This window comes from Streptococcus mitis (assembly GCF_002096835.1).
Taxonomy (GTDB): domain Bacteria; phylum Bacillota; class Bacilli; order Lactobacillales; family Streptococcaceae; genus Streptococcus; species Streptococcus mitis_W.
The window spans coordinates 122,324-138,848 of sequence record NZ_NCVG01000021.1; the positions used below are offsets into that span (position 1 = coordinate 122,324).

At 41.1% G+C, this 16,525-nt stretch carries 18 protein-coding genes; 12 read left to right on the forward strand and 6 right to left on the reverse strand.

Translation table 11 applies throughout. The annotated features are described in order from the left end of the window. Nucleotides 1-38: 38 nt before the first annotated feature. The 7 genes from B7699_RS04835 (at nt 39) to B7699_RS04865 (ending at nt 4,811) form a co-directional block, all read left to right on the forward strand. On the forward strand, nt 39-608 hold the full coding sequence (locus B7699_RS04835) for a CYTH domain-containing protein (protein WP_084927308.1): 570 nt from the start codon (nt 39-41) through the stop codon (nt 606-608). A gap of 112 nt (nt 609-720) precedes the next feature. Beyond that, complete coding sequence (locus B7699_RS04840) at nt 721-1,680, forward strand: ribose-phosphate diphosphokinase (RefSeq protein WP_049551214.1); 960 nt, start codon at nt 721-723, stop codon at nt 1,678-1,680. A gap of 9 nt (nt 1,681-1,689) precedes the next feature. After that, nucleotides 1,690-2,805 (forward strand): cysteine desulfurase family protein, encoded by a 1,116-nt coding sequence (locus B7699_RS04845; RefSeq protein WP_084927309.1) that lies wholly within the window; start codon nt 1,690-1,692, stop codon nt 2,803-2,805. A 4-nt stretch (nt 2,806-2,809) separates the two neighbouring features. Next, complete coding sequence (locus B7699_RS04850; RefSeq protein ID WP_000863540.1) at nt 2,810-3,157, forward strand: DUF1831 domain-containing protein; 348 nt, start codon at nt 2,810-2,812, stop codon at nt 3,155-3,157. A 7-nt stretch (nt 3,158-3,164) separates the two neighbouring features. Further along, nucleotides 3,165-3,380, forward strand: coding sequence for a DUF4649 family protein (locus B7699_RS04855; protein WP_185695950.1), 216 nt, complete (start codon nt 3,165-3,167; stop codon nt 3,378-3,380). Nucleotides 3,381-3,462: 82 nt separating this feature from the next. Then, nucleotides 3,463-4,104: a redox-sensing transcriptional repressor Rex gene (locus B7699_RS04860; protein WP_042900738.1), complete on the forward strand. Its 642-nt coding sequence runs from the start codon at nt 3,463-3,465 to the stop codon at nt 4,102-4,104. A 17-nt stretch (nt 4,105-4,121) separates the two neighbouring features. Next, the gene (locus tag B7699_RS04865; protein WP_084927311.1) at nt 4,122-4,811 is read left to right on the forward strand and encodes a gamma-glutamyl-gamma-aminobutyrate hydrolase family protein; all 690 of its coding nucleotides are present in this window, start codon (nt 4,122-4,124) and stop codon (nt 4,809-4,811) included. Here the strand turns inward: B7699_RS04865 and radC are convergent. The 3 genes from radC to B7699_RS04880 all read right to left on the reverse strand — a co-directional run bounded on the left by radC (nt 4,808) and on the right by B7699_RS04880 (nt 9,655). Then, nucleotides 4,808-5,488: a RadC family protein gene (gene radC, locus B7699_RS04870; protein ID WP_000286928.1), complete on the reverse strand. Its 681-nt coding sequence runs from the start codon at nt 5,486-5,488 to the stop codon at nt 4,808-4,810. The genes B7699_RS04865 and radC overlap by 4 nt on opposite strands. 42 nt (nt 5,489-5,530) lie before the next feature. Continuing rightward, nucleotides 5,531-7,822: a DNA helicase PcrA gene (pcrA, locus tag B7699_RS04875; RefSeq protein ID WP_084927312.1), complete on the reverse strand. Its 2,292-nt coding sequence runs from the start codon at nt 7,820-7,822 to the stop codon at nt 5,531-5,533. Nucleotides 7,823-7,984: 162 nt separating this feature from the next. Then, nucleotides 7,985-9,655, reverse strand: coding sequence for a formate--tetrahydrofolate ligase (locus tag B7699_RS04880; protein WP_084927313.1), 1,671 nt, complete (start codon nt 9,653-9,655; stop codon nt 7,985-7,987). Between the two features lie 225 nt (nt 9,656-9,880). Between B7699_RS04880 and coaB the strand changes: the two genes are divergently transcribed. From coaB to B7699_RS04905, 5 genes are all read left to right on the forward strand, one after another. Next, nucleotides 9,881-10,570, forward strand: a complete 690-nt coding sequence (coaB, locus tag B7699_RS04885) for a phosphopantothenate--cysteine ligase (protein ID WP_023946880.1) — start codon at nt 9,881-9,883, stop codon at nt 10,568-10,570. Nucleotides 10,571-10,581: 11 nt separating this feature from the next. Beyond that, the gene (gene coaC / locus B7699_RS04890; protein WP_084927314.1) at nt 10,582-11,133 is read left to right on the forward strand and encodes a phosphopantothenoylcysteine decarboxylase; all 552 of its coding nucleotides are present in this window, start codon (nt 10,582-10,584) and stop codon (nt 11,131-11,133) included. Beyond that, complete coding sequence (locus B7699_RS04895) at nt 11,117-11,680, forward strand: ECF transporter S component (RefSeq protein WP_004254189.1); 564 nt, start codon at nt 11,117-11,119, stop codon at nt 11,678-11,680. Before coaC ends, B7699_RS04895 begins: the two co-directional genes overlap by 17 nt. Before the next feature lie 172 nt (nt 11,681-11,852). Beyond that, nucleotides 11,853-12,380 carry an ECF transporter S component gene (locus B7699_RS04900; RefSeq protein ID WP_020902812.1) on the forward strand — a complete coding sequence of 176 codons (528 nt, stop codon included), beginning with the start codon at nt 11,853-11,855 and terminating at the stop codon, nt 12,378-12,380. A gap of 11 nt (nt 12,381-12,391) precedes the next feature. Next, a complete protein-coding gene (locus tag B7699_RS04905; protein WP_020902811.1) occupies nt 12,392-12,907 on the forward strand; it encodes a transcription repressor NadR in 516 nt (171 codons plus the stop codon). On the opposite strand, the gene B7699_RS04910 is transcribed toward B7699_RS04905, so the two are convergent. From B7699_RS04910 to B7699_RS04920, 3 genes are all read right to left on the reverse strand, one after another. Next, nucleotides 12,904-13,371: an 8-oxo-dGTP diphosphatase gene (locus B7699_RS04910; protein WP_000091556.1), complete on the reverse strand. Its 468-nt coding sequence runs from the start codon at nt 13,369-13,371 to the stop codon at nt 12,904-12,906. The genes B7699_RS04905 and B7699_RS04910 overlap by 4 nt on opposite strands. Nucleotides 13,372-13,393: 22 nt before the next feature. Next, complete coding sequence (gene uvrB / locus B7699_RS04915; protein ID WP_023946885.1) at nt 13,394-15,382, reverse strand: excinuclease ABC subunit UvrB; 1,989 nt, start codon at nt 15,380-15,382, stop codon at nt 13,394-13,396. A gap of 76 nt (nt 15,383-15,458) precedes the next feature. Further along, nucleotides 15,459-16,412 (reverse strand): CPBP family intramembrane glutamic endopeptidase, encoded by a 954-nt coding sequence (locus tag B7699_RS04920; protein WP_084927315.1) that lies wholly within the window; start codon nt 16,410-16,412, stop codon nt 15,459-15,461. Nucleotides 16,413-16,525: the final 113 nt, after the last annotated feature.

The window sequence follows — 16,525 nt, forward strand, 5'->3', positions numbered from 1 at the left end:
ATAAATCCGCTTTCAACGATAAAGAAAAGGTAAGAAAAATGAAACATTTAGAAATTGAATTGAAAACACTCTTGAAAAAAGATGAATACAATCGTCTAAAAGACCAATTCACAGGTGTCACTCCTGTTCTTCAAAAAAATTACTACATCGACACGCCTGATTTTGAACTGCGAGAAAAGAAAGTTGCTATGCGCATTCGAACCTTTGAAGACTGGGCAGAATTGACACTCAAAGTCCCACAAAGTGTTGGAAACATGGAATACAATCAAAAATTGCAACTAAAAGATGCTGAAAACTATCTGATCAAGGAAGAACTTCCTCAGGGGCTGATTCTTGATGAATTAGATAAACATGGTATCCAGAGCAAGAACTGGCAGGTGCTCGGTTGTCTAACAACGCTTCGCTATGAAATGCAAACAGCTATTGGCCTTATGGCGCTGGATGAGAGTCAGTACTTTGATATGACAGATTACGAATTAGAGCTTGAAGTGGAAAATCACGAGCAAGGCAAACAGGATTTCCAACAATTTTTAGAGGATAATCAGATTTCCTACCAAAAAGCTCCTTCAAAATTGGTTCGATTTGTCAAAAGCATGAAAAATAGCTGAAATAATCTCCATTTTTTGGTAAAATAGAAAAGATAAAAATACACAAATCCTAGTTCATATATGCAAGACAAATATCACTGGGATTTATAAAGTTTACAGAGGACGGTCTATAATGTCAGATAGAAAAAATATGAAACTTTTCGCACTCAACTCTAACCAAGAGATTGCTCAAAAAATTTCGGATGCTGTTGGTATTCCACTCGGAAAACTGTCATCACGTCAATTTTCTGACGGAGAGATCCAAGTGAATATCGAAGAAAGTGTCCGTGGTTATGATGTTTACATTATCCAATCAACAAGTTTCCCTGTTAACAACCACCTAATGGAATTGTTAATCATGGTCGACGCTTGTGTGCGCGCAAGTGCCCACAGTATCAACGTTGTTCTTCCATATTTTGGTTATGCACGTCAAGACCGTATTGCTTCACCTCGTGAGCCACTTACAGCAAAACTAGTTGCCAATATGCTAGTTAAGGCTGGTGTCGATCGTATCCTTACACTTGATTTGCATGCTGTTCAGGTTCAAGGCTTCTTTGATATTCCTGTTGATAACCTCTTCACAGTTCCCCTATTTGCAAAACATTACTGCGATAAGGGCCTACTTGGTTCAGATGTTGTTGTCGTTAGCCCTAAAAATTCAGGTGTAAAACGTGCTCGTAGCTTGGCTGAATACCTTGATGCTCCTATCGCTATTATCGACTACCCTCAAGACGATGCAACTCGCAACGAAGGTTATATTATCGGTGATGTTGAAGGTAAGAAAGCTATCTTGATTGACGATATTTTAAATACAGGACGTACCTTCTCTGAAGCTGCTAAAATCGTTGAACGTGAAGGAGCTACAGAAATTTATGCTGTTTCTAGTCACGGTCTCTTCGTAGAAGGAGCTGCTGAACTTCTTGACAATACAAATATTAAAGAAATTCTTGTGACTGATTCAGTAGCAACAAAAGAAAAAACTCCTAAAAACGTATGCTACATTACTGCTAGTGAGTTAATTGGTGATGCTATCGTCCGTATCCACGAAAGAAAACCAGTCAGCCCACTCTTTGCCTATAACAAAAAGAAATAAGGTGATTCTTTGATTTATTTGGACAATGCTGCAACGACTCCTATGTCAGCAGTTGCTATTTCAGCTATGACCAAGGTTATGCAAGAAACCCACGGAAATCCTTCTAGTATTCATGGTCATGGTCGTCAAGCTGCTAAACTCTTGCGAGAAGCCCGTCAGGAACTAGCTCAGTTACTGGTGACAAAACCTCAACATATCTTTTTCACTTCTGGTGGGACAGAAGGTAACAATACTGCCATCATTGGCTACTGCCTTCGTCACCAAGAACAAGGAAAACATATCATCACAACGGCCATTGAGCACCATGCTGTCCTTGAAACCATTGATTACTTGGTTCAGCACTTTGGTTTTGAAGCAACCATTATCCAGCCAGAAAATCAAGAAATCACTGCCCAGCAAATTCAAGAGGCCTTACGTGACGATACGATTTTGGTTTCTACCATGTTTGCCAATAATGAGACAGGAAACCTACTGCCCATTGCTGAAATTGGCCAAATACTTAAGCAACACCCTGCTGCCTATCATGTCGATGCAGTTCAGGCTATTGGAAAAATCCCTATTCATCCAGAAGAATTGGGCATTGATTTTCTCACTGCTTCTGCCCATAAATTCCATGGTCCTAAGGGAATCGGCTTTCTCTACACATCTAGCATGGACTTTGATTCCTATATCCATGGCGGAGACCAAGAACAGAAAAAACGTGCAGGAACTGAAAATCTAGCTGCCATCGTAGGCATGGTTGCAGCCCTAAAAGAAAATTTAGAAAAGCAAGAAGAACATTTTCAACATGTACAAAATCTAGAAACTGCCTTTCTTGCAGAGCTAGAGGGAATTCAGTATTACTTGAATAGAGGAGAACATCATCTCCCTTATGTTGTCAATATTGGATTTCCTGGGCAGAAAAACGACCTCTTACTCCTTCGTCTAGATTTAGCTGGAATTTCAATCTCTACTGGCTCAGCCTGTACTGCAGGCATTGTCCAATCCAGCCATGTTCTTGAAGCTATGTACGGAGCAAATTCAGAACGCTTGAAGGAATCCGTTCGTATCAGTCTCTCTCCAGAAAATACTGTTGAAGAACTACAAACCCTCGCAAAAACCTTAAAAGAAATTATCGGAGGTTAGCCATATGGCATTTGAAAAAACCATTCAGTTAAAAAATTGTCGTTACGACTACACTCTTAGCCCTTCTGTTAAAAAATTCACCCTCAAAGACAACACTTTTTTTGAGACAAAGGTTGGTAACTATGAACTGACTCGTCTTTTGGAAAAAGTGCCAAACAGCGGTGAAGGCTTCCAACTCAAAATCATCATTAACAAGGAACTTACAGGGGCTAAAATCAATATCACTGACAAGTTTGGCCTTCGTCTAGTTGATATTTTCAAATCAGAAGACCACCACATTCATCAGGAAAAATTCTACTTCCTCATGGATAGCTTGGTAGAACGTGGTGTCTTTACAAAATCAGAAAGATAAAGCCAAGATGTTTGAACTGACCTATAAGGATAGCTACCAGGTAGAGCGTACACTCAAGTATGAGGATTATGAAGCTCTCATGCTGGCTTTGTCAGGATGTGTGACCCTACCAGATACACTTTATGTGACTTCTTTGACTTTTGAGGGACAGGAAGTTTACCAAGGACTGGTCGGAGAACTCTACCGTTTTCTATCACAAACAGAATTGTTACATCAAAACTAAGATTTTTCTTAGTTTTTTATTATTTTTGTTGATTTTTTCACAATGTTTCTATAAAATAGAAGAATAGAAAGGTTGTGATTTTGTGAAAGATAAACAGTCTGCTATTCCAAAAGCTACAGCGAAAAGACTCTCTCTCTACTATCGAATTTTTAAGAGATTTCATGCAGAAAAGATTGAACGTGCCAACTCTAAGCAAATTGCAGAGGCTATCGGTATTGATTCAGCGACAGTTCGTCGTGATTTTTCCTACTTTGGTGAACTAGGTCGTCGTGGTTTTGGCTATGATGTCAAAAAACTGATGACGTTTTTTGCCGATTTGCTCAATGATAACTCGATCACCAATGTTATGCTGGTAGGTATTGGAAATATGGGCCATGCCCTTCTCCACTACCGATTCCACGAGCGTAACAAGATGAAGATTATCATGGCCTTTGATCTAGATGACCACCCTGAGGTCGGGACCCAAACTCCTGATGGGATTCCCATTTACGGAATTTCTCAAATCAAGGATAAAATCAAGAATGCCGATGTCAAAACTGCGATCCTAACTGTTCCCAGCGTCAAGTCACAAGAGGTTGCCAATCTCTTGGTGGATGCTGGCGTGAAAGGAATCCTCAGTTTTTCACCAGTCCATCTGCATTTACCAAAAGACGTGGTCGTTCAGTATGTCGATTTGACAAGTGAACTCCAAACCCTCCTCTACTTCATGCGAAAAGAGGATTAGAAAGCGAAAATCATTTTATGAAAAAACCAGTTATTGGGATAACAGGAAACGAAAAAATTCATCCAGATGATGACATCATGATGAGCTACGCAACAAAAGGCTTTGTTGAAGGCGTTAAAGACGCTGGAGGGATTCCCATCATCCTACCGATTGGTGATCAAGAAATGGCTAGCCACTATATCAGTTTGATTGACAAGCTCATCTTGACAGGTGGGCAAAATGTCGATCCAAAATTCTATGGTGAACCAAAAACCATTGATAGCGATGACTACCACCTTCAAAGAGATATCTTCGAACTGGCCCTTATCAAGGAAGCTATTAAACAGAAAAAGCCTATTTTCTCCGTCTGTCGTGGGACTCAACTCTTTAACGTTGCCATGGGTGGAACTCTGTATCAAGATATCGAAGACCACTGGCAAGATTGTTCTGCTGAGTACACAACCCAACGCTTGGTGACAGAACCAGATACTGTTCTTCGAGAAATCTATGGAGAAATTTCCCATATCAACTCCTTCCACCATCAGAGTATTAAGGATTTAGCACCAAATTTAAAGATTGCGGCTCATGATCCTAAAGATGGTATCATTGAAGCTGTCATGAGTACGGATGATGTTGCCTTTCTCGGTGTCCAATGGCATCCAGAATTTCTGTTTGAAAATCGTCCCAAGGATAAAAACCTCTTTGACTATGTCGTAAATGAACTTTAAATTAAATCTGTCTTTTCACGGTAACTAAAGTAACTAGAATGTGAGACAATCAAATGGTCCAAGAGGACAATCCCCATCAGTTCGCAGGCTTCTTTAACAAGTTTAGTGACATGATCATCATTTCGGCTAGGCGCAACCGCTCCTGAAGGATGATTGTGGACCAAGATGAGAGAGGTGGCCATATGCTTGATGGCATAGTGAAGAATCTCTCGCGGTTCAGCGATACTACGAGTTGCAGAACCGATAAAAATGGTCTGTTGATGAATGATTTGATTTTGAGTATTAAGATAGAGCGCCACCAGGTGCTCTTGTTTTTTATGTCCCAATTCCTGCTGCATCTTCTTAGCTAACTTTTGACTACTGAGAATACTTTCCATCTCAAGAGTCTCATGTTTGTGAATACGATGCCCCAGTTCAATCATAGCTTGTAATTCTATAGCCTTAACACGACCGATACCAGACAGACTCTGCAATTCCTGCAGGGTCATTTTTTTCAAATCCGTTAGGCTTGAAAGATTGCTCAAGACTTTCTGGGCAATTTCAAAAACGCTAGCTTGACGTGTTCCAGTCCTAAGTAAAATAGCTAGCAACTCTTGGTTACTGAGCGCTTCTACTCCTTCTTTTGCCAGCCTTTCTCTTGGTAATAGTGAATCTTCTTGGAATGAAATACTATACATAAAAATCCTCCTCACTTTATTATTCGTGAGAAGGATGGAAAATTATATTTTTTTCTCAATTGGGGCTACACTAGCCAAAAGTTTTTTCAAACCAACATCTGGGAAATTGATTTTTAATTCCTGAGTAGCTCCGTTACCTGAAACTTCCAGAACAGTTCCCTCTCCCCATTTCTTGTGGAGGGCAATATCACCAATGGACCAATTTGTCTCGCTAGACGCTGATTTTGCACCAGCTGAAAATTGACCAAACGGAAGACCGCTTGACTGAATAGTTTTTGGTGCCACACCGCGTTTACGGTCTTGAAGAGCCTGGGCAAGACTCATACCTTGACCGAAGGCAACCCCACCACTGCTATAAGATGCCTTAAAGCTTGTATTGGCTGGGCGCGCCAATCCTTGATACTCAAGTAAGTCTGAACTGATTTCGTTAATAAAACGAGTCGGTCGGTTGTAGTTGGTACGACCAAAAAGCAGGCGTGAGTTGGCATTGGTCAGATAGAGAATTTTCTCTGCACGCGTAATTCCTACATAGGCCAGACGGCGTTCTTCTTCCAATTCATCTTGATCTTCAGCTGCACGGCTAAGCGGAAAGACATTTTCTTCCATCCCAATCAAAAAGACAACTGGAAACTCGAGACCTTTGGCAGCATGCAGGGTCATCAGGGTCACTTCTGATGTCTCCTGACTACCTGAATCTGTGTCTGCAATTAAGGCCAAATCATTTAAGAAACGACTCAGTTTATCCATACCAGTTTCCTCTTCTGGCCCATCAGAGGTGTCATCAAAGTTTTTCGTCACAGAAAGGAACTCTTCAATATTTTCAACCCGAGCCTTGCTTTCTAAAGTCGCTTGAGCATTTAGAATATCGACGTAACCTGTTTTTTCTAAAACAGCCTCAACCAACTCAGTAATGCTTAAGTTGTCCAGTTGCTCCCGCAAATCCAGAATCATATTGGCGAAATCCCAGATAGACTGGGCTGCTTTACCCTTGATACCAGACAACATGATGTTTGCAGAAGCATCTAGCATGGACATGTCTTGCATATTCGCAAAGTCACGGATTTTCTCAACTGTACCTGGACCAATTCCACGTTTCGGTTCATTGATAATACGCTCAAAACTGATATTGTCACTCAAATTGGCAATAAGATTGAGGTAAGCGATAATATCTCGGATTTCCTTACGGCTGTAGAACTTGGTTCCGCCAACCATGGTATAAGGGATATTTGACTTGAGCAAGGCTTCCTCAATAGTACGGGACTGCGCATTAGTACGATAAAGAACTGCAAAATCCTTGTGAAGGAAGTTTTGACTCCGACCAAGTTCATCGATAGTTCTGGCTACAAATACAGCCTCATCTAGCTCATCATTGGCACGATAGTAAACGATTTGTTCCCCATCAGCGTTTTGAGTCCAGAGATTCTTAGGACGGCGGTTTTTGTTATTTTTAATGACCTCGTTGGCCGCTTGAAGAATGGTTTTAGTGGAACGGTAATTCTCCTCCAACAAAACAACCTTGGCTTGGGGATAATCCTTTTCGAAATCCAAGATATTCTGCATATCAGCACCACGCCAACCGTAAATAGACTGGTCCGCATCTCCAACAACACAGATATTTTTAAAACGGGAAGCCAAAAGTTTGACCAATTGGTACTGAGCGTGGTTGGTATCTTGGTACTCATCAACATGGATGTATTGAAACTTCTGTTGATAGTAGGTCAGGACATCAGGATTCTGATCAAAGAGACGCAGGGTCAGCATAATCAAATCATCAAAGTCAACCGACTCCGACTGACGCAATTCTTTTTGGTAAGCAGTGTAACACTGGGCCACGATTTGCGTATACATATCACCAGCTTGGGCAGCATAGGCAACATCATCAATCAAATCATTCTTAGCATTGGAAATGGTCCCCAAAATAGTTCGTTCATTCCATTTTTTAGGATCCAAGTTCAACTGTTTAAGAATGCGTTTCATGAGCGTTCGCTGTTCACCAGGATCTACAATAGTGAAATTGCGGTTGTAGCCAATATGATCCGCATCGCGACGCAAAATACGAACACACATGGAGTGAAAGGTCGCAATCAGACAGTCCTGAGTGGCTGGATTGAGGCTATAAGCACGCTCCTTCATCTCACGCGCAGCCTTATTTGTAAAGGTAATGGCCAAGATATTCCACGGATTGACCAGCTTTTCATCAATCAGATAAGCAATGCGGTGGGTCAAAACTCGGGTCTTTCCAGAACCAGCCCCTGCCATGATTAACAAGGGACCTTCTGTCGTTTTCACCGCCTCAGCCTGACGGTCATTCATTCCATTTAATAATGCGTTCATCTTCTCTTCCTTACTCTTGAAGTCAATATTTCTATTATATCAGAATTCAGGGAAAATATCTTTACCTAGACTGGTTACGTGTAGAAGGTAACTTCTTATATCTAGATAAAAAATGAGCTTGGATTAAAATCTCCAAACTCATTTAAAATAAATTTCAATATACTAGAACAATCCTAGAACGGTTCCATCGCTTTCAACATCCATGTTTAGAGCTGCTGGTTGTTTTGGAAGGCCTGGCATGGTCATGACATCACCTGTTAAGGCAACGATGAAACCTGCACCCAATTTTGGTACCAATTCACGAATGGTAATTTCAAAGTTTTCAGGTGCTCCAAGTGTATTCGGATTATCTGAAAAACTATATTGAGTTTTAGCCATACAGATTGGCAATTTGTCCCAACCATTTTGAACGATTTGAGCGATTTGTGTTTGAGCTTTCTTCTCAAAGTTCACTTTACTACCACGATAGATTTCAGTGACAATTTTTTCAATCTTTTCTTGAACAGAAAGGTCATTGTCATACAAACGTTTATAGTTAGATGGGTTTTCAGCGATAGTCTTAACAACCGTTTCAGCAAGAGCTACTCCACCTTCTGCCCCATCAGCCCAGACACTAGCCAATTCAACTGGTACATCGATTGAGGCACAAAGTTCTTTCAAGGCTGCAATTTCGGCTTCTGTATCAGATACAAATTCGTTAATAGCCACAACTGCTGGAATACCGAACTTACGGATATTTTCAACGTGGCGTTTCAAGTTAGCAAAACCGGCACGAACTGCTTCTACATTTTCCTCTGTAAGAGCATCCTTAGCCACGCCACCATTCATCTTAAGGGCACGAAGGGTTGCGACAATGACAACTGCATCTGGAGATGTTGGCAAGTTTGGTGTCTTAATATCAAGAAATTTCTCAGCACCAAGGTCTGCACCAAAACCAGCTTCAGTAACTGTGTAATCAGCCAAGTGAAGGGCTGTTGTAGTTGCTAAGACAGAGTTACATCCGTGAGCAATATTGGCAAATGGACCACCGTGTACAAAGGCAGGTGTTCCGTAAATTGTCTGAACCAGGTTCGGCTTAATCGCATCCTTCAAAATCAAAGCTAAGGCACCTTCAACCTGCAAATCACCTACAGAAACTGGTGTACGGTCGTAACGATAACCGATAACGATATTAGCCAAACGACGTTTCAAGTCCTCGATGTCCGTTGCCAAGCAAAGAATTGCCATGATTTCGGAAGCGACGGTAATATCAAAGCCATCCTCACGTGGAATACCATTTAGAGGGCCACCAAGCCCAACTGTTACATGGCGAAGAGCACGGTCGTTCAAGTCCACAACACGTTTCCAAAGGATACGACGTTGGTCAATTCCCAACTCATTCCCTTGGTGCAAGTGGTTGTCAATCAAGGCAGAAAGCGCATTGTTGGCAGTCGTAATGGCATGCATGTCTCCAGTGAAGTGAAGGTTGATGTCTTCCATTGGCAGAACTTGAGCGTAACCACCACCAGCGGCACCACCCTTGATACCCATTACTGGACCAAGAGATGGTTCGCGAATAGCAATCATGGTTTTCTTGCCAATCTTGTTCAAGGCATCCGCAAGACCAATGGTAATAGTTGATTTTCCTTCACCTGCAGGTGTTGGATTGATGGCAGTAACCAGAATCAATTTTCCAACTGGATTGCTCTCAACTGCACGAATTTTATCAAAGCTGAGCTTAGCCTTGTACTTTCCGTACAACTCCAAATCGTCGTAAGAAATACCAAGTTTCTCAACAACATCAACGATTGGCTTTAGCTCAATACTCTGTGCGATTTCAATATCAGTTTTCATTCAAAACTCCTCTAACCTCTTATATGATAATTCATTATAACACAAAACAAGATTTTTAACATCCGAAAACTCTCTAAACGTTCGTAAATATCCTTATTTTTAAGGTTTTTAGAGTCCTTTCTTAAATTTTATATGGCTTTATAGTTTGAAACTATATTCTTTCCTTTTACCAAAATTTTATCACTTTCATTTTACTTACCGTTTATTTTTGTGTACAATAGTGCTATGAAAATTTTAGTTACATCGGGCGGTACCAGTGAAGCTATTGATAGCGTTCGCTCTATCACTAACCATTCCACAGGACGCTTGGGCAAAATCATCACAGAAACCTTGCTTGCTGCAGGGCATGAAGTTTGTTTGATAACAACAAAACGAGCCGTGAAGCCAGAAGCCCATCCCAATCTAAGCATTCGAGAAATTACCAACACCAAGGACCTTCTACTGGAAATGCAAGAACGTATCAAGGACTATCAGGTTTTCATTCACTCAATGGCGGTGTCTGACTACACTCCTGTTTATATGACGGGGCTGGAGGAAGTTCAAGCTAGTTCCAATCTAGAAGAATTTTTAAACAAGCAGAATCATCAAGCTAAGATTTCTTCAACTGATGAAGTTCAGGTTTTGTTCCTTAAAAAAACACCCAAAATCATCTCTTTAGTCAAGGAATGGAATCCTGCTATTCATCTGATTGGCTTTAAGCTACTGGTTGATGTTACCGAAGAACATCTGGTTGACATTGCGAGAAAAAGTCTTATCAAGAACCAAGCAGACTTGATTATCGCAAATGACCTGACTCAAATTTCAGCAAACCAGCATCGTGCAATCTTTGTTGAGAAAGATTATCTTCAAACTGTTAACACTAAAGAAGAAATTGCAAAACTCCTCCTTGAAAAAATTCAAGACTATCATTCTTAGAAAGGAAAGCTATGGCAAACATTCTCTTGGCTGTAACGGGGTCAATTGCCTCTTATAAGTCGGCAGATTTAGTCAGTTCTCTAAAAAAACAAGGCCATCAAGTCACTGTTTTAATGACTCAGGCTGCTACAGAGTTTATCCAACCTTTGACACTACAGGTACTCTCACAGAATCCTGTCCACTTGGATGTCATGAAGGAACCCTATCCTGATCAAGTCAATCATATCGAACTTGGAAAAGAAACTGATCTATTCATCGTGGCCCCTGCAACTGCTAACACTATTGCAAAACTAGCCCACGGATTTGCGGACAATATGGTGACCAGTACGGCTCTAGCCTTGCCAAGTCATATCCCAAAACTCATCGCACCAGCTATGAATACAAAAATGTATGACCATCCGGCAACTCAGGCTAATCTGAAAACATTAGAAAGCTACGACTATCAGCTGATTGCTCCTAAGGAATCCCTACTAGCTTGTGGCGACCATGGACGAGGAGCTTTAGCTGACCTCACAATTATTTTAGAAAGAATAAAGGAAACTCTCGATGAAAAAACGCTCTAATATTGCACCCATTGCTATCTTTTTTGCAACCATGCTCGTGATACACTTTCTGAGCTCACTTATCTTTAACCTTTTTCCATTTCCAATCAAACCGACCATTGTTCATATTCCTGTCATTATTGCCAGCATTATTTACGGTCCACGCGTTGGGGTTACACTTGGATTTTTGATGGGGCTACTTAGCTTAACTGTTAACACGATTACAATTCTACCGACAAGCTACCTCTTCTCCCCATTTGTACCAAACGGAAACATCTACTCAGCTATCATTGCCATTGTCCCACGTATTTTGATTGGTTTGACTCCGTATCTAGTTTATAAACTGATGAAAAATAAAACTGGTCTTATTTTAGCTGGTGCCCTTGGTTCACTTACCAATACAGTCTTTGTACTTGGTGGAATTTTCTACCTTTTTGGAAATGTCTTTGATGGTAATATCCAAAAACTCCTAGCAACCGTTATCTCAACAAATTCGATTGCCGAATTAGTCATTTCCGCAATTCTTACTCTAGCTATTGTTCCAAGACTACAGACTTTGAAAAAATAAAAACATCTCCACTTTCAAGCTTGAAGGTGGAGATGTTGCTCTATACAGTTTTTTTAGTGAAATCTTTACCAATATTTAATTTAAAATGGCCTATAAACTTAAGTAAATCCTTGCTTTATTGTCTTGTTTGTTATACTATACTAGTGTATATACAGTCAAAAAGGAGATTCTTATGAATACACGGAAAAAGACACAATTTATGACAATGACTGCCCTCTTAACGGCTATTGCGATTTTGATTCCAATTGTTATGCCTTTTAAGATTGTCATTCCACCTGCTTCCTATACTTTAGGAAGCCACATCGCTATTTTTATCGCTATGTTCTTGTCGCCCTTGATGGCAGTTTTTGTCATCCTAGCCTCTAGTTTTGGATTCTTGATGGCTGGCTATCCCATGGTTATTGTTTTTCGAGCTTTTTCCCATATCTTTTTTGGAACTTTGGGGGCTCTTTACCTACAAAAATTCCCCGATACCCTAGATAAACCAAAAGCTTCCTGGATTTTCAACTTTGTGTTAGCGCTTGTCCATGCCCTTGCTGAAGTATTGGCCTGTGTCGTTTTTTATGCAACTTCGGGTACCAATGTAGAAAATATGTTTTATGTTCTATTTATACTAGTTGGATTTGGCACAATTATCCATAGTATGGTAGACTATACATTAGCACTAGCTGTCTATAAAGTGCTTCGAAAACGCCGTTAAAAGGAAAAGCTATGACAAAAGATCGCAAACAAGCCCTGCTCCAACTCTTGAAAGAAACTCCTAAAGCCCTCAATGGCCAAAGTTTAGCTGAACATTTTCATGTTACACGCCAGGTCATTGTACAGGACATTGCAATTTTAAGAGCCGATGGCGCTCCTATCCTATCCACCAATCGTGGCTACGTCTATAAGCAAATTGAAACCAACCCTTATGTTCACAAACTTTTCAAAGTGAAACATGAAGTTGAAGAAATCGGTCAAGAACTCCTTGCTATCGTTGATAATGGTGGACGTGTTCAAAATACCTTGATTGACCATCCCGTTTATGGAGAAATCGAAACCTTGCTGAAACTGTCTTGTCGCAGAGATGTGCAACATTTTCTAGAACAAGTCGAGCATTCAGATTTTAGACCTCTGTCTGAATTGACAGATGGCATCCATTACCACCTAGTCGAAGCTGAAACACAGCAAGACCTCCGCTATATCGAGGAGGCCTTGGATCAGCTAGGTTATTTAGTAAAAGACTAGAAGATTTTCTTCTCCCAATCATCTTCTGTACGGCGAGGGTAGAAAAACTCTGATTTGTCAGGAGCTTCCATCATCTCCATCAAGGGTAACATATCATAGGCCAGATCCAAGTTTGGAATCTGGTCTTTTTGCACCCAAGAAACTTCTCCTTCATCTGAAGAGCGAAGGCTACCAGAGAACTCAGTCGCCTTATAACAAATGACAATATAGCGCCCACCTGTATCTAGTGGCCAATTTTTAATGCCGACAAGTTGAGGATTTTGGATAGTCAATCCTGTTTCTTCGTAGATTTCACGAATGACAGACTCCGCAAAAGCCTCACCATTTTCAACATGACCTCCAGGAAAGGCATAACCAGACCAGCGATTTGTTTCAGGAGAGCGATACTGCATAACCACGCGCTGAGTTTCGGGGTCTTCAATCAGACAAATGTTTGTTAAAATTGTTAATTGGGAACGGGACATATTTTCTCCTTTAGATACTATTCTAATCCAACGCCTTGACTTCCAGCATCATATCACGAATCTGAGCTGCGAGTTCAAAGTCAAGCACTTCGACAGCTTCTTGCATTTGTTTTTCTAGTTTCTTGACGAGGTCTTTGCGTTCTTGTTTATTAAGGCTATTAATATCGACTTCCTTGTCCTCTTCCTTAGCAACTGCCTTGGTCACGGCAATAAGATCACGGATTTCTTTCTTGATGGTTTGAGGTACGATACCATGCTCTTCATTATAAGCCATCTGGATTTTCCGACGGCGGGCAGTTTCATCAATGGCACGTTGCATAGACTGAGTCATCGTGTCCGCATACATGATGACATGTCCTTCGCTGTTACGGGCAGCACGTCCAATAGTTTGGATTAAGCCACGTTCGTTACGGAGGAAGCCTTCCTTGTCAGCATCTAGAATGGCTACGAGACTCACTTCAGGTACGTCAATCCCTTCACGGAGCAGGTTAATTCCGACCAAGACATCAAAGACACCCAAGCGCAGATCACGGATAATCTCCGTCCGTTCCAAGGTCTTGATATCCGAGTGCATGTACTTGACCTTGATACCCATTTCCTTGAAGTAGTCGGTCAAGTCCTCTGCCATTTTCTTAGTCAAAGTGGTGATAAAGGTTCGTTCATTCTTTTCAACACGGGCATTGATTTCACCCAAAAGGTCATCAATCTGTCCCATAGTCGGACGGACTTCTACCTCTGGATCCAAGAGTCCTGTTGGACGAATGATTTGCTCAATCACTGTCTCGGTCTGTTCATTTTCATAGTCACCAGGTGTCGCTGAAACGTAAACAATCTGATGAACGTGACTCTCAAACTCCTCCCGACGGAGAGGACGATTGTCCAAAGCTGATGGCAAACGGAAACCATAATTAACCAGCATTTCCTTACGCGAACGGTCACCATTGTACATACCTTTGATTTGTCCCATAGTCATGTGACTCTCGTCAATCATAATCAAGAAATCATCTGGAAAGAAGTCGAGAAGCGTATAAGGTGGCTCACCTTCGCTACGGCCATCCATATGGCGTGAATAGTTTTCAACCCCATTTGTATAGCCCATCTCGCGCAGCATTTCGATATCGTACTCTGTCCGCTGCTTCAAACGCTGAGCTTCAAGTAATTTGCCTTCCTTCTCAAAGACAGCTAACTGCTCCTCCAACTCTGCCTGAATCTTGGCAATAGCCACTTCCATATGGTCGTCATTGGTCACAAAGTGAGTAGCTGGGAAAATCGCCAAATGATCCACTTCTCCCAATACCTGGCCTGTCAGAGCCTCAACCTCACGGATACGGTCAATCTCGTCTCCGAAAAACTCCACTCGAAAGGCATGTTCATCACGGGAAGCAGGGAAAATCTCCACTACATCCCCACGCACACGAAATCTTCCCCGTTGGAAATCAATATCATTTCGCTCAAACTGGATATCCACCAAGTCATTTAAGAGTTTATCACGAGAAATTTCAAGACCTGGACGGAGACTAACGACACTATCAGCGTATTCCTTGGGCGAACCCAAACCATAAATACAAGAGACAGAGGCAACGACAATGACATCATTACGCTCCAAAAGAGCCGAAGTCGCTGAGTGACGAAGCTTGTCAATCTCGTCATTGACAGAACTATCCTTCTCAATATAGGTATCGCTAGAAGGGACATAGGCTTCTGGCTGGTAATAGTCATAGTAGGATACGAAATACTCAACAGCATTTTCAGGGAAAAATTCCTTAAACTCCCCATAGAGCTGTCCTGCCAGAGTTTTATTGTGGGCAATGACCAGAGTGGGTTTATTGACTTTGGAAATAACCTGACTCATGGTATAGGTCTTCCCTGTTCCAGTCGCCCCCATCAGAATCTGAGCTTTTTCGCCACCCTCTATATTATCAACCAATTGCTCGATAGCTTGGGGTTGATCTCCTGATGGTTGATATTTTGATACTAGCTTAAATTGATTATCTGTAATACGATTGATCATAAGAATCCTCTCTCCGTGTGCTATTCCTATTTTAGCATACTTGTAGCATTTTCACGAAGAAAAGGACAGACCGAAGTCACATCCTTTCATTTTCTTTCTTTAATTGATGAGCGAGATAGAAAATCAAAAGTAACAAGACTAAACTTGTCATGATAGAACCTTCTATCCCAAAAGAACCACCTGATAGCCAGGCTTGATTTCCTTGTGGTAAAAAGGTCATCAGAGATGTTCCTGATGGTTGACCACTAACTAAAATCCCAAAGAGATTGCCCTGAGCAAAATTCCAAGCGCCATGAATACCTGCAACACCCCAAACTGTATCGGTTTTGAGCAGGTAAAGAGACATGGCAACTCCAAATAAGAAGAGATTCACTAGAGATAGAGGTGTTAAACCAGAATTCCCCATATGAAGCAGGGTAAAAAATATGCTAGATATGACAACAGCAAGTTTTAAATTGGTTCTTGAGGCCAATTGAGGAAGGAGCCAAGCACGGGACACCACTTCTTCTGCTGTCCCCTGTAAAATCCAAAATGGGATAGAAAAGACAACAAAGAAAAGCGAATAAGGATTCAAGCGAATGGACTCCAAACGATATTGCCCCAAGGCTACCAAACCTAACAAAGTAAGGAGAAAAAGAGTCAGACCTATGCCAAATCCTTTCAGAAGATTGCTGAGAAAATTCTCTCTATAAAATCCCAAGGTTCGAATAGGTCTTTTCTCAACTTTTTTAGTCCATCTGAACACAGTATTGAGAATAAAACCAAAAGACAGCAATTCTAAAATTAAATGAAAGTCACTTGATTTATCCGTCAAGCTCGCATGCAAAGTCTGCAAGTAGCTTGCAAGATTTTGACCAGCCTCTCCAAAATTTCTAGCAAGTCCGATGAGAGCAAACAAACTAATACCATACAGAGTATAAGCCACAAACTCTCCTATGAAGACAAAAGCAAAGGCTAACAAGGGGCTTGTGTAAATGTTTAAACTCATTTTTGAAGCTTGGAAGTCTTTAAATATTCTTTTGTTCTTCATATCCCTGTCCTCTTTTCTTCTATATATACTATTATTATAGCACTTTGTGATAGCAGTTCAAGAAAGAAATAAAGGGCTTTTATGTTATATCTTCTAACATAAATGCTCCTAGA

What these genes read in the sequence shown, in the direction of transcription:
- coaC (WP_084927314.1), top strand. Translation starts at nt 10,582, where the DNA reads ATGGCAAACATTCTCTTGGCTGTAACGGGGTCAATTGCCTCTTATAAG.
- B7699_RS04865 (WP_084927311.1), top strand. Translation starts at nt 4,122, where the DNA reads ATGAAAAAACCAGTTATTGGGATAACAGGAAACGAAAAAATTCATCCA.
- coaB (WP_023946880.1), top strand. Translation starts at nt 9,881, where the DNA reads ATGAAAATTTTAGTTACATCGGGCGGTACCAGTGAAGCTATTGATAGC.
- B7699_RS04895 (WP_004254189.1), top strand. Translation starts at nt 11,117, where the DNA reads ATGAAAAAACGCTCTAATATTGCACCCATTGCTATCTTTTTTGCAACC.
- B7699_RS04855 (WP_185695950.1), top strand. Translation starts at nt 3,165, where the DNA reads ATGTTTGAACTGACCTATAAGGATAGCTACCAGGTAGAGCGTACACTC.
- B7699_RS04880 (WP_084927313.1), bottom strand. Translation starts at nt 9,655, where the DNA reads ATGAAAACTGATATTGAAATCGCACAGAGTATTGAGCTAAAGCCAATC.
- B7699_RS04905 (WP_020902811.1), top strand. Translation starts at nt 12,392, where the DNA reads ATGACAAAAGATCGCAAACAAGCCCTGCTCCAACTCTTGAAAGAAACT.
- B7699_RS04910 (WP_000091556.1), bottom strand. Translation starts at nt 13,371, where the DNA reads ATGTCCCGTTCCCAATTAACAATTTTAACAAACATTTGTCTGATTGAA.
- B7699_RS04840 (WP_049551214.1), top strand. Translation starts at nt 721, where the DNA reads ATGTCAGATAGAAAAAATATGAAACTTTTCGCACTCAACTCTAACCAA.
- pcrA (WP_084927312.1), bottom strand. Translation starts at nt 7,822, where the DNA reads ATGAACGCATTATTAAATGGAATGAATGACCGTCAGGCTGAGGCGGTG.
- B7699_RS04850 (WP_000863540.1), top strand. Translation starts at nt 2,810, where the DNA reads ATGGCATTTGAAAAAACCATTCAGTTAAAAAATTGTCGTTACGACTAC.
- B7699_RS04835 (WP_084927308.1), top strand. Translation starts at nt 39, where the DNA reads ATGAAACATTTAGAAATTGAATTGAAAACACTCTTGAAAAAAGATGAA.
- B7699_RS04920 (WP_084927315.1), bottom strand. Translation starts at nt 16,412, where the DNA reads ATGAAGAACAAAAGAATATTTAAAGACTTCCAAGCTTCAAAAATGAGT.
- B7699_RS04900 (WP_020902812.1), top strand. Translation starts at nt 11,853, where the DNA reads ATGAATACACGGAAAAAGACACAATTTATGACAATGACTGCCCTCTTA.
- uvrB (WP_023946885.1), bottom strand. Translation starts at nt 15,382, where the DNA reads ATGATCAATCGTATTACAGATAATCAATTTAAGCTAGTATCAAAATAT.
- radC (WP_000286928.1), bottom strand. Translation starts at nt 5,488, where the DNA reads ATGTATAGTATTTCATTCCAAGAAGATTCACTATTACCAAGAGAAAGG.